Below are 13,398 nucleotides of genomic sequence, written 5' to 3'. Positions count from 1 at the left end.
TTGCCCGTGACCATCACCCCGGATTTTCCGGCGGTTTCTCCGCCTCGGTCCCATGCGCCTGCGACAATTCGAGAATGGCGCGGGCCTGCCGCAGATGAGGGATATCGAGCATCTTGCCGTCGAGCCCGACCACGCCTGTTCCGGGTGCCGCCTCGAACGCGGCGACGACGCGCCGTGCATGGGCCAGTTCCTCGGGCGCCGGGCTGAAGGCCTCGTTGATCACCGGCACCTGCGCCGGGTGGATGGCAAGGCGCCCGGTGAAGCCCTCGCGCGCGGCGGCCCGGCTGTCCTCGCGCAGCCCGTCAGGGTCGCGGAAATCCGCGTAGAGCGTGTCGATCGCCAGAACGCCGGCCGCGCGTGCGGCGAGCAGGCAGCCCGAGCGCGCCATCCGGTATGTGAAGGCCCAGCAGCCACCGGGATCGCGGTTGGTCCGGGCCGCCAGCGCCGTCGCAAGATCCTCCGCCCCCCAGGTCAGTCCGGCCAGCCGCGCGATCGGGATATCGCCATAGGCTCCCAGGTTGAGCACGGCTCGCGCCGTCTCGGTGGCCACGGGAAGCAGCCTGACGGGCGCCGCGACGGGATCGCGCGCCTCGAACGCATCGAGCATCAGCGACAGCTCGGCAAGCTCGCGGGGATGCGCGACCTTGGGTATCATGATCCCCTCCGGTCCCATGCGCATCACCGCCGCCAGATCCTCGAGCCCGCCCTCGGCGAGCGGATTGATCCTGACCCAGACCTGCGGCTGTCCCCGGGGCGCGGGGCGGTCGGCGAGGAAGGCTGCGGCCCTTTCGCGCGCCGCGGCCTTGTTCTGGGGGGCGACGCTGTCCTCGAGATCGAGGATGATCGCATCCGCACCCGACTGCGCGCCCCGTTCGAGCTTGCGCGGACTGTCACCCGGCACAAAGAGCAATGATCGCAGGATCACCGCGCGTCTCCCCGGCTTCGGCATGCATGGCCGGACGCCGCCGGGCGAGCCGCGCGTGATTGCCGCGCCGGCCGCCCCGCCCCGTGCCGGTTCATGCGCCGGCCCTCATGCCGGCCGCGTCCTTGCGTGAGCTTCATCATCCCGCCTCCCCGTTTCTAGCAGCCTAAGCGGCATTCACGCGTCGCGGCAACCCGGCGCGCGGACTGGGCCGCCTCGAGCGCAGGACCGCTTGCGTCCGGCGGTGATCGCGCCATTATCCGTGCGGGGCGCCATTCCCGCCGGGGGCGCCGCAATCCAACCGGCGCCGCCCCGGCGCGCCGCCAGACCGGAGCCCCCCGATGCCCGATCCCGGACGATGGTGCGATCTGCCTGACCACCGCGCATGGCTTGCACGCGAGGCGGACGATCTGCTGCGCCTGTTCGAGGCACAAAGCGTCGATCCCGAAGGTGGCTTCTTCGAACTCGACAGCGCCGGACAGCCATTGCGGCAGCGCCCCGTTCGCGCGATCCACGCGACGGCACGAATGGTCCACTGCTATGCCATCGCCGCGTTGCGCGGACGGCCCGGCGCGATGCGCATCGTCGATCACGGACTTCGTTTCATCCTCGCGCGCCATCGGCGTCCATCCGGCGGCTTTGCATGGGGGGTCACCGCGCATGATGTCCCCGACCCCAGGCTCACGGGCTACGGACACGCCTTCGTTCTGCTTGCCGCCGCGAGCGGCGCGCAGGCCGGGCATCCCGAGGCGCGCGCCCTTCTGGATGAGGTCGCGGGGGTGATCACCGAACGGTTCTGGGAGGAGGATGCTGGCGCGATCCGCGAGGCGTTCGACGGGCAATGGCGCGAGCTGGAGCCTTATCGTGGGCAGAACTGCAACATGCATCTGGCAGAGGCGCTCATGGCGGCGCATGAGGCGACCGGCACGGCGCGCTACCTGCGCATGGCCGAACGCATCGCGGAACTCCTCGTCCACCGCCGCGCGCGCGAGAACGACTGGCGTCTTGCCGAGCATTTCGATGCGGATTGGCGTGTGGATCGCGGCTATGCGGGGGATCCGATGTTCCGCCCGGCGGGCCTGACCCCCGGCCATGCTCTCGAATGGGCCCGCCTGCTGGTTCAGATGTGGGAGGCCGGGGAGCGGCGCCTCTCATGGGCCCCGGATGCGGCCGAGGCCCTTTTCGCCCGCGCGGTCGAGGATGGCTGGGACATGGCGCGCGGCGGGTTGGTCTATACCACCGACTGGATCGGCGCCCCGGCGGTCGCCGAGCGCTACTGGTGGCCGATATGCGAGGGGATCGGCGCGGCCCATGCGCTGGCCGGAATGACCGGGAAGGCGGTCTACGAGGATTGGTATCGCCGTTTCTGGGATTTCGCGGCTGCCCATCTTATCGATCGCGAAAACGGTGGGTGGCATCCGCAGGTCGACGCGGAGGGGTATCCCTCGAGCGATCCCTTCTTCGGCAAGCCCGATCTCTACCATGCGCTGCAGGCCTGCCTGATCCCTCTATCGCCGGTGGACGGCACGACGCTGGCTGGCCGGCCTTCCTGAGCCGGCACGCGCGACGGACCCGGGCCCGCCCTGCCCTGCCCTGCCCTGCCCTGGCGCAAAGTCCGCCTTGATCGTTGCCCATGCATCGGCGAATATCGGCTGAGGGATCGGCCTGCCGGATCTGCCGCGGGACATGCCTGCGGATCGGCATGGCTGGCGGGATGGAGAACAGGGTTGGACCGGAACATCATGACTTCACGTATGCTGCTCACTTTCGCGGCCGCGGCCATTCTGGGGGCTGGCTCCGCCGGTGCCCAGGACATCGCGGCAGGCCAGGACCTCTACGATGGAAGTTGCAAGAACTGCCACGGGCCCACGGCCAAGGGCATGGCGAGCTTCCCCAAACTCGCGGACAAGAGCGCCGAACACCTGACCATGCGCCTCGAGCAGTATCGCGCGGGTGAGATGGTCGGGCCGAACTCCGCATTGATGCAGCCGATGGCGGCGGATCTCTCCGACGCGGACATCATGAATATCGCGGCCTACATCACCGACCGTTTCGGGCCGAAACCGGCCAAGACAGAAGATGCGACGGACGCCGCGGCCGATGCAGGCGGCACGAATGGCGGCCATGACGGAATGACGGCAAAGGACGGTCAGGGCAACATGACCGAAGGCAAGTCCGGCGCGGCGAATGGCCATGACGACGCGGCCACCAAGGCGCATTCCGGTGACGAGCCTGCCGCGGCGGAAGCGGATGTCGCCTCTCATAGCGATCACGCCGACATGCCGCAGGATGCAGTTCACGATGCCGCCTCCTCGCCCGCAATGGCGGATGCCAATGTTGACGCGGGCAAGGAGATCTACCAGGGCAATTGCAAGAACTGCCACGGGCCCACGGCCAAGGGCATGGCAAGCTTTCCGAAACTCTCGGACAAGAGCGCCGAACACCTGACCATGCGCCTCGAGCAGTATCGCGCGGGCGAGATGGTCGGACCCAACTCCGCGCTGATGCATCCGATCGCCGGTGACCTTTCGGATGCCGACATCGCCGATATCGCGGCCTATATCACCGAAACCTTCCAGTAGATGCCGCCGGCGTCCTCCGCATCTGGCGGGGGGCGCTCCCTCGCCCTCTGCGGCCCCGTCCCCTCGACCCGGGGGGACGCGCGCCTGCGGATGCGCCGCGCCGCCGTTTCGGGGCCGCTCGCCGCCCCCGGGACCGCGCATGTCTGACCTAAAAAAGATTGATGGACCTGCCGTTACATCATAGCGTGACCGGGACCGAAGCGAATTCGGTCACATAAGACATGGCGGCCGCGCTGGCCGACCTGTCGAGAATGCTCAGGGAGGAGAATTCATGACATATCACACGCGCACCGCAATTGCGCCCTGGCTCGTTTCCACCGCCGCCTGCGCGCTGGCGCTGGCAACGCCCGCGCTGGCCCAATCCGGGATGAACACCAGCAACCTGCAGCATGAGGTGGTCCTTTCGGATCTCGAGAACCCGTGGGACATGGCATTCCTTCCCGATGGGACGATGTTCTTCACCGAGAAGTGCAAGGGCCTTTCGGTCATGATGCCGTCGGGCGATGTCAAGCCGCTGCTCGGAATGGGCGAGTCGGAAGGCTATCCCAGCAAGGAGGACGATCTCTTCTGCGAAGGCCAGGCCGGCATGATGGGCGTCGCGGTCGACCCCGATTTCTCCGAGAACCGCCGCATCTACGTCTATTCGACATCCAACATGTCCGATCCGCATACCAACCGCCTCATGCGGCTGGAAGTCGGCGAGGATTTCGCCAGCGTCTCGAACCGCACCGATATCGTCGACGACGTTCCCTACAAGATGGAAGCCAGCGATCACCCCTTCGGCGGCCCCGGCGCGCATAATGGTGGCCGTGTCCGTTTCGATGCCGACGGCGCACTGTGGCTGACCACGGGCGACAATCATAACGAGGAAATACCACAAAGCCCGACCAAGATGGGCTCCAAGGTCCTCCGCATGGATACGGACGGCAACGCGCATCCGGAGAACACGCCGCCAGAGGGCTTCGACAAGCGGACCTTCACCTACGGCCATCGTAACGTGCAGGGCATCGCCTTCGATCCTGCGACCGGCAACGCGATCACTGCCGAGCACGGCCCCTGGCATTCGGACGAGATCACCGTCCTCCAGAATGGCGGCAACGGCGGCTGGGATCCGCGCGGGAACATGGCCGGGCGCAACGACTGCCCGGACGGCTATTGCGGCTACATGCCCAACCAGGCTGAAGGGATGAACCGTTTCGAGCGGGCCGCCTTCATGCCGATGACCGACTTCGCGACCTATCCCGACGCCATGCCCCCGATCTGGGAGAACAACGGCTGGTCGCAGGGCACCTCCTCCGCCGCGTTCCTCGAGGGCGAGCAATGGGGTGACTGGAACGGCAACATGGTCGTCGGCATCATGGGGATCGGCTTCGGCGGAACGCCAATCGGTCAGCGGATCGACGTGATCGAGCTCTCCGAGGATGGCATGTCGGTGGTCGATGTCACCGAGATGACCCTGCCAATGGAAGCAGGCCGGTTCCGCTCCCTCGTGCTCGGCCCCGATGGCAGCCTCTATGCCGCGGTGGACGAGGGCATGATCCACAAGCTCACGCCGCAGTAAGACAGACTGGCGCCGCCTTCCATCGTGGAGGCGGCGCCGACGCCTCGCAGCCCCGTATCCTAGCCGCGACCCATTCCGATCCCCGCTCCTGCACGAGTTCGCCGGGCACGACGGCAGAACAGCGTTCTCCACGGCAGAACCGATCGAACGTCGTGAAATCGGTGAGACGAATGGCCGTGCCAGACGGCTCGATCGTCACGATGCTCGCGCGCCGCCGAGCCGCCATGGCCGCGCATAGCCGAACCCCGCGTGGCATGGTTCGGGTGCCCCTCACGGGTCGATGGCGACCCGGAAGAGGACCACGCCGACCGCCCCCGGCAGAAACGAGCCGGTGCAATCCCACTCGATCGACCCCTCATAGCCGGCCGCGTTCACCTGCGGCGCGACGAGGTTGCACGATGTCGTCGGCGAGACCGATTGTGGATCGGCGATCGGTTCCGCGAGGCTCGTATAGGGCGGGGTCCTGTCGTAGATCCTCACGTTCGTCACGGGCGCGGGGGACGTGTTCTCGAGGTAGATGCGATACGCCAGGACATCGCCCGCGCTTCCCGAATTGGACACGGCCTCGCTAGTGGCGGTCGTCTCGTTCTCGACCGTCTTCGAGAGGGTAACCTGACCCGATTGCGACGCGACGACGACCTCGTCGGTATTGCTCGCCGAGCTGACCACAGATGTGCCGGTAAAAGCGGTGCTCGCCACGAGCTGATAGGTGAACCGGCTTCCCTCGCCAGCGCCCGATCCCGCCGAAACGCGCGACTGGATACACAAGATCTCCCCGGGACCGACCGCGACCGGACCGTTGACGGGGCCATCGGCTGTTCCGTCGCAGCCAAGGTCGCGGAAGAGAGTCGCGCTTAACGCGCCGGTGGGCGCCGAGGTCGCTCCGGCATAGGAGAAGGATACGGCGCCGGCCGATGTCGAGACGTATTGGTGCGCAAGGGAAGCCACTTGCCCTCGGCCCATTGCAATCGCCTGATCCCGTGTCAGCGTCGGCAACCGGAGCAGACCGATATCGAGATCCGTCCGGTTCCCGGCTGTATCCATCCGGAAAGTAAAGGCGCCATCATGGGGGTTCGGGTTGTTCAGTCCGGGCAAGCCTGTCGTCGCTTCCGATATCGCCCTGTAACCGTTAGACGCAATGGCTCTGATGGTGATGTCGCCCGAATAGGCACCGGCAAGCGCGTAGCTCCATGAGCCATCGGCCGCCACGCCCGGTGTCGCAAGGATTGCGCCCTGATCGTCTAGTATTTCAAGGGTGGCCGCGGACATGCCCGCTTCCGCACCGTTGATTGCCGCGTCATGCGGCGTCCCCCCGCCCGCGCCATTGTCGAGAAAGAGGCGGCCCGACAATGTGCGATCATTGGTGACGAGAGTGACGGAGTAGGATGCCTCGTCGTCATCGGCGACCTGATCGAAAAGGTCATCCGTCAGGGGACCGGTATCGGGGTCGCTGTCGGGGTCCTCGAGTGAGCTGTAAATGATTTCGGCGCGGTTGGTCAGATCGCCACTGTCGAGCACGACGGTGGTAATCGTGAGGGTTTCGCTGGCACCGCTCAGAAGCTCGTCCACGAACCACAAGCCTGTCTGCGGGTCGTAGGTATCGCCGGTCGCCGGCGCATCGTCCGACAGGTAGGAGAAGCCGCTGGGGATCAGGTCAAGCACCTTGACGCCCGATGGCGAGCCGCCGCTGACGTTCCTGATGGTGAGCACCCAGTCGATGATGTCGCCCTCCGAGACAGCCGTGACTTGGTTGGACGTTCCCGTCGCCACCGCGATTTTCGACAGCTCCAGATCGCTTCCGGCGGGATCGAAGCCGAAATCCTGTGCCTGCGTGACGGAGCCGCCGGTGACGGAAATGTTGTTTCGCGGGTTTGATGTGCCGATGGTCAGCCCTGCATCGAGATCGGGATCGGCTTCGTCCAGCAGAACCCTGTATGTCGTGTTGCTCAGCAAATTGTCGAACCTGTAGGTGCCATCGGCGAGGGTACCGGTCACGACGAGAAACTGGTCATCCGCCGTATTGCCCGTCGTTCCGCTTTCCGAGAAGAGCGCGATGCCGATGCCCGCCCCGAAATTCGTCTCGCCGGCCTCCCGCGCATCGGAGGCATTCGCGTCATCATAGACATTTCCGGCAATCGCGCCGAACGCGACGGGCGCCGGCCCGCGGCATGAAACGCCGTCGCTGTCGCCGCCCTCGTCCGTTGACCCGGTGCCGATCAGTTGGGCCTGCCCGGTGATCGTGTCGATCAGGAAGAAGGAGTTGGTCGTGTTGCTATAGCCGTAGAAACGGCCATCTTGATCGAACCACATGGAGCCGAATATGCCGGAGTAGATCGCAGGACCGAATTCCGTGACCGTGACATTGCCTGCCACGCCGCCATTCCCGTCGACACGGAACGCACGGCCGCTGATCTGGTTGATGCCGTAGAGGAAACCGTCGACGGGATTATAGGCAATATCCTGCGGTTCCACGGCCTGGCTCAGGTTCAACCCGTCCAAGTCTGTCGGAGCGCTCGGGATGGCGAGGCCGATGAGCTGCCAGCGCGTTTCGTCGTCGACATAGACCATGGTGCCGTTGGGGAAGATCGTGCCCGCCGTCGAGCCTACGGCCGTGCCACCGGGCAGGTTCGCAAGATCGACGAAGGTCCCCGCACCGTCCAGGCGGTAGAGATCGCGCCGTCCCGGCCGCAGCGCATACATGTAGCCGTCGCGCTCGTTATATCCCCAGTTCGCGTTCAGATCACGCGGCGCGCCTCCGACATCCTGGAACGCGATACCGTAACCCGGTCCGGTCTCGGACATCGTGATGCGCCGCATGACGCGATCCCCGTCATCGTAGCGGTAGAGGCTAGCATCGCACAGGAAGGGCGGCGGATCGCCCGATATCGTCAGGGTATAATCCTCGACCTCACCCTCGAAACTCGTGGCGAGCCCGGCATCATCGGTCGACCAGCGGAACCGCGCGAAGGTCGGTGTCGTCACAGCATTCGCCGGCACTGCGACTTCGAAAGTGATGCTGCCATCGCTCACGCCATCCTTGTCGAGCGCTGCACCGTCCTGAAGGTTGGTCGCAACCTGCTCTCCTGCCTGTGCGAACGTGCCATCGCCGTCGAAATCGATGAAGGCCTGCAGGTAGGAGGACCGCTGCGGCGGATCACCCAGATCGTTGACCGTCACGGTGATCTCCGCGAGCCCGCCCTTGTAGAGGGTCGGCAGGACAACTCCGTCCTCGTCGTCATTGCCATCGAGATCGTCGCCATTGGCCGCGGGATTGCCCTGCGCGAGCACGTCGATATCGGGCGGCACGGTTCCGAGATAGATCTGCGGCGCCCCGGGGCCTTCAACGACATGCTGGGGATCGCCGTAACTCGCCGGAGCATCACCGCGATCCGCATCGGGCGGTGTTCTGACCGTGATGGCGTAATCCTCGACCTCGCCATCGGCGACAGTGGAGATTGCCGTGACGCCGGCAACCGATGACCAGCGCAGACGCGCGAAGCTGGGGGTCAGGACGGCCGTGGCAGGAACCGCGACCGCGAACTTGATCTCGCCGTTCACCGTGCCGTCGAGATCCTGCGGGCCACCGTCGCGGATATCGGTGGCGACCTGGTCGCCCAGGAAGGTCCCATCGCCCCCGAAATCCACGAAAGCCTGCAAGTAGCCTGTCCCGGGAACCGGCTCGTTGACCTTGACGGTGACCGGCCGCGTCAGGTTGCTGTAGAGTTGGGGGAAGGTCTCTTCGCCCTCGTCATCGACCTTATTGAGATCATCGCCGCTGGCATCGACCGAATGCTGCGCCGAGGCATCGCCATCCCCTCTCAGGGCGCCGATCCAGTATTGGGAGGTATCAGCATGCTGCGGATCGCCATAGGTCACCGGCGCATCGCCGCGATCGGGCCCCGAACCGGCATAGATCGAGGTCGGATCGTCGCGGCCGGGCCCCGGGCCGTTGGACGCCGTTCCATCGCCGTCGCTCGGGTTCTCCGAATCCGACAGGTCCGAGACAACCGTGCCTCCGGGGGTCTCTGCGGTCACCTCTGCCTGGTTCGTGATGGTCGTGTCGAGATCTTCGGGCACCAGCGTGTAGGTCGCGGTATAGATTGCCCGCTCCCCGACCAGCAGCGTGCCCTCGGGGGAAAGCGCGGTGGCGCCCTGGAACGTGATGACCGGCGGGATTCCCGCGCCGCTGAACTGCGTTTCGGCCAGGCGCACGTTGGTCAGGTCGACATTCCCGAAATTCTCCGCCGTGAAAACATAGGCGATGGTCTCCCCGGGATCGGCGTAGCCGTTCAGGTTGGTATCGACCAGTTCGGCGAGCTTGAGCAGTCCGACGGAGCCGACATCGACCGAAACCTGCGCGGGCGCGGAATAGGATTGCGGCTCGCCCGGCAGGATGATCGGCGACTGGAAGCGGTAGTTGATGGGGGTGGGCGCCGCGAAGAACGTCGCGAAGGGGGTGAAGGTCAGCTCTCCCGTCGCATCGTTGTAGCTCCATCGTCCCTCGCCCAGCACGTCGAAGGCGACGCGGTGGCCCTCGCCATCCACGGACATGTTGACCGCGCCCGCTGGTGGTATGAGGTCGATGGCCTGCTTTGCGTATTCGCTGGGCTGGTTCGTGTTATTGGCCGGCGCGTTGTCGTTCTCGGTGGAGATGCTGTCGTTGAAGAGGATGTTCTGTACGACCGGCTCGCCGAGAACCTGCTCCTTGACATCGTCGCGCAGGATCGGCGCCTTGAAATCCCCGCATTCCAGATCGTAGGTCTGCGCCTCGTCATAGGTCGGGTTCGCCACCCTCACCAGAAAGAAGTTATTCGCCGTTCGACCGAAGCGGAAGGTGGAAGTCTGCGGGTAGAAGATCTCCAGTCCGGACACGGGCTGATTGTTGTAGCTCTGATCGCCGGCGAGAAAGAAGAGCTCCGATCCGAGACTGGGATCGGGCCCCTCGATATAGCCGCGATAGGTTGTCGCCGATTTGTCGATCCTGACATTCGCCACCGTTCCGTCGCACAGGTTGACATAGACCTGCTCGTTCGAGGGTCCGTCGATATCGTTGATCTGGATCCGCACATCTGCGACCACCGGAACGCCCCCGGTATTGCTGGGCAGATCGTGGGTGCCGGCCTCGAAGAGCGTGAATTCGATGAAATGTGGGTCCTGACCGACCGAAGTGACCTGAATCTGCCCGTTCCCGGTGGTGAACGTGTGGTCAAGGGTCGTGAGGGTCATCTCGGCCATGATGTCGACGGATGCCCCGTTCACCGTGCCGGCATCGCGCCAGATCGCCCGCTTTCCCGTGCCGTTGCCGACGACCGAAGGGGCGCCAACGGTGTTGAGTATCAGGCTCTGGGCCTGCGCGGCTTCGGCGCCCAGGATGGCGGAGGCGATCGTGAGAAGCGTCGTGAGCACCGCCCTGCAGAGGTTGGCACTCCGGCCGCCTGGTGTGGGCCTGCCGGAGAGAGAGAGCTCGCAAAGCTGGAAAGGCTGGCAACCATATAATTGATCTCTTCTCGTGATCCCGGATCGACCGGCGCCGCATCACCGGGCGGCATGGCTCTGTTGCACAAATCGCGTGAGGGATTCATCTTGTGAATCCAGCGTGGTAGCTGGGGGCGCATGAGCCGACCCAGCCCCCCCGCCTACAAGACCAGGAATTGGCCCGCCTATAACGAAGCTCTGAAGCGTCGTGGCTCGCTGACGATCTGGTTCGATCCCGAGATGACCTGGGAGGCCAGGCCAACAGGCAAACGTGGCCGACAGCCTGACTATAGTGACGCAGCCATACAGACCTGCCTGACGATGAAGGTGCTGTTTGGCATGGCGCTCAGGCAGACGACGGGCTTCGTTGAGAGCCTGCTGCGCCTGACCGGCCTGGACTGGACCGTGCCCAACTTCAGCACGCTGTCGCGGCGCCAGAAGTCCCTGAAGATCAATATTCCCTACCGTGGATCCGGCGGCCCGTTGCACCTGCTGATCGACAGCACCGGCATCAAGGTCGAGGGCGAAGGGGAGTGGAACGCCCGCAAGCATGGTGGCACCAAGCGCCGGGTCTGGCGCAAGATCCACATCGGAATTGACGAGCAAACGCTGGAAATACGCGCGGCCGAGTTCACCACCAGTGATGTCGGTGACGCGCCCATGCTGCCAGAGCTTCTGGACCAGATCCCGCCAGATCACGAGGTTGCAAGCGTCACCGCTGATGGTGCCTTTGACACCCGCAAGTGCCACGATGCCATCGCCGCCCGAGGTGCCGCCGCAGTCATACCGCCACGCAAAAATGCCAGGCCATGGAAGCCCGACACTCCCGGAGCAATCGCGCGCAACGAAGCCCTGCGCGCGTCACGTCGCTTCGGGCGAAACATCTGGCGACGATGGAGCGGCTATCACCGCCGGAGCCGCGTCGAAACGAAGATGCATTGTGTGAAGCTGCTGGGCCAACGCCTGACTGCCAGGGACTTCGACCGTCAGGTTGCCGAGTTTCAGATCCGTGTGGTCGTCCTGAACGGCTTCACCGCACTCGGCATACCCGTCACTGAAGCCGTGGGATGAGTCTGTCCGGGGGAAGGGGAACCTCGACCCTCAGCCGATTTGTGCAACAGAGCCGGGCGGCATTCGAGACAGATAAAAACAGTCGAGCCTTAAGAGCAGTTTAAACGCGTGCAATCTTGCGTTCGGTCATTCAGGGAAATCGCAGGCGGTTACGGCAGCGCCGTGATCGCGGGGACGACGGTACGGGGAAGATGCTGGCGCCGCGCCTCAATCGCTCATGGCCCGAGCCTCAGTATCTCTTTCACAGACGTTTCCGAAGGGTTGGCGCGGGCGATGTTGCACAAAGCAGCCTCGGGCATGACGGCTCCCTTTCCGGCCTTTCTTCAGCGGACGGCTTCGATCTCGGCCCGCCCGAGGGCCGAGAAGCGGTTCATGATGGCGATGCGGATCTGGATTTCGGCGGTCTGGCGGTCGGGGTCTCGTGACATGATCCTCTCGCCGAAGAGCTTCAGGCAGTTCATCCGGGCCTCGACCCGACTTCGGACGTGATAGCCGGTCCACTTCTTCCAGAGTGTCCGGCCCAAGCGCCGGGTCGCCCGCAGGATCTCGTTTCGCGCGGCAGCAGCGGGACAGTCTTCTTTCCAGGCGCGACCATTGCGACGGATCGGTATGACAGCGTCCGCGCCTCGATCGATGATCGCGCCATGGCAGCGGCGCGTATCGTAAGCGCCGTCCGCGGTGACCATGCCGATCGTCTCCTCCGGCGGGATCTGCCCCAGCAGCTCCGGCAGCAGCGGGCTGTCGCCTTGGCGGCTCGAGGTGAACTCGACCGCGCGCACGTCCCCGGTGCCTGCGTCCATGGCAATATGAACCTTCCTCCACTGCCTCCGACGTGACGGGCCATGCTTGCGGGCCTGCCATTCGCCATCACCGCGAAACTTGATACCATTCGGCATCGTCCTCGGACCGATGGCGGACGATGCCTCATTGTCGACGAGCAGGTTCAGCGGCTGTCGCGATGCGCGATACGGGACCTGCACCGCGATCCGTGCCTGCCGGCGACACAGCGTCGAATGGTCCGGAACCGGCCAGTCGAGCCCTGCCATCCGGATCAAGCTCTCGGCCTGGCCGACCGTCTGCCGAAGGGGCAGACCGAAAAGCACTTTGAGGGTCAGGCATGTCTGGATCGCAGCGTCCGAGAAGGTCTCCGGCCGCCCACGCTTGCCGGACTTCTTCGCGTGCCAGACCATCTCGGGATCGAACCAGACCGACAGCGAGCCGCGCTTGCGCAGCGCCGCATTGTAGTCGGACCAGTTCGTCGTGCGGTAGCGGGTCGCAGAAGGCTTCGGCATCCCCGCGAGCTAACCGTCAGGACGCGATCGGTGAATCCCCCTCACCGAGATGTGCAACAACGCCCCGGCATACTGGCCAAACCTTCCCACCCCCCCAAACCCGGAGCTTGGAACCCGCGCGATGCGCAGTTGCGGATCGGAGCGCGATCAGTCGGAGAGTTTAAGCAAACACACACAGACACACGAAACCAAACGATTCCATCTGGGGGATGCAGTGGGGCATGTGACGCTAGGGCGAATGCCTAACGAACTGATATATATACCATATTTCTATCTCGATGGCGGAGGAGGAGACACTGTGATTCAACGCTCTCTCGTGCAGTTGTCGGATGACAAGGTGCCAAGCGAACTCTATCGCACTGCAGCCGCATCGTCGTAGAAATCTGGCAGCGAAAGATTCACATCGCGGATCGGCGTTGTTGCAGAACTCTGATTGTCGAGGATTCACATTGTGAATCCATGCGGTTAGACGGTCCGCATGAGCAAGCCATCACC

At 64.7% G+C, this 13,398-nt stretch carries 7 protein-coding genes; 4 read left to right on the top strand and 3 right to left on the bottom strand.

What is annotated here, in order from left to right:
* Positions 1 to 13: 13 nt before the first annotated feature.
* The gene (locus PMES_RS11725) at positions 14 to 925 is read right to left on the bottom strand and encodes an HpcH/HpaI aldolase/citrate lyase family protein (RefSeq protein WP_201288997.1); all 912 of its coding nucleotides are present in this window, start codon (positions 923 to 925) and stop codon (positions 14 to 16) included.
* A 338-nt stretch (positions 926 to 1,263) separates the two neighbouring features.
* Between PMES_RS11725 and PMES_RS11720 the strand changes: the two genes are divergently transcribed.
* The 3 genes from PMES_RS11720 (at position 1,264) to PMES_RS11710 (ending at position 5,065) form a co-directional block, all read left to right on the top strand.
* Entirely contained in the window at positions 1,264 to 2,475 is a 1,212-nt protein-coding gene (locus tag PMES_RS11720) for an AGE family epimerase/isomerase (RefSeq protein WP_159965887.1), read from the top strand.
* 189 nt (positions 2,476 to 2,664) lie between these two features.
* Entirely contained in the window at positions 2,665 to 3,504 is an 840-nt protein-coding gene (locus PMES_RS11715; RefSeq protein WP_159965886.1) for a c-type cytochrome, read from the top strand.
* A 271-nt stretch (positions 3,505 to 3,775) separates the two neighbouring features.
* The gene (locus PMES_RS11710; RefSeq protein WP_159965885.1) at positions 3,776 to 5,065 is read left to right on the top strand and encodes a PQQ-dependent sugar dehydrogenase; all 1,290 of its coding nucleotides are present in this window, start codon (positions 3,776 to 3,778) and stop codon (positions 5,063 to 5,065) included.
* Positions 5,066 to 5,335: 270 nt separating this feature from the next.
* On the opposite strand, the gene PMES_RS11705 is transcribed toward PMES_RS11710, so the two are convergent.
* The gene (locus PMES_RS11705; protein ID WP_159965883.1) at positions 5,336 to 10,471 is read right to left on the bottom strand and encodes a DUF11 domain-containing protein; all 5,136 of its coding nucleotides are present in this window, start codon (positions 10,469 to 10,471) and stop codon (positions 5,336 to 5,338) included.
* Between the two features lie 207 nt (positions 10,472 to 10,678).
* Between PMES_RS11705 and PMES_RS11700 the strand changes: the two genes are divergently transcribed.
* On the top strand, positions 10,679 to 11,611 hold the full coding sequence (locus tag PMES_RS11700; RefSeq protein WP_038142964.1) for an IS5 family transposase: 933 nt from the start codon (positions 10,679 to 10,681) through the stop codon (positions 11,609 to 11,611).
* Positions 11,612 to 11,934: 323 nt separating this feature from the next.
* Here PMES_RS11700 and PMES_RS11695 read toward each other — a convergent pair whose 3' ends face one another.
* On the bottom strand, positions 11,935 to 12,903 hold the full coding sequence (locus PMES_RS11695; protein WP_159965881.1) for an IS5 family transposase: 969 nt from the start codon (positions 12,901 to 12,903) through the stop codon (positions 11,935 to 11,937).
* Positions 12,904 to 13,398: the final 495 nt, after the last annotated feature.

It is taken from the genome of Profundibacterium mesophilum KAUST100406-0324, assembly GCF_009835145.1.
In the GTDB taxonomy this organism is placed as follows: Bacteria; Pseudomonadota; Alphaproteobacteria; order Rhodobacterales; family Rhodobacteraceae; genus Profundibacterium; species Profundibacterium mesophilum.
The sequence above is the reverse complement of the archived record's forward strand: the minus strand, read 5'-3'. Positions and strand labels throughout refer to the sequence as shown.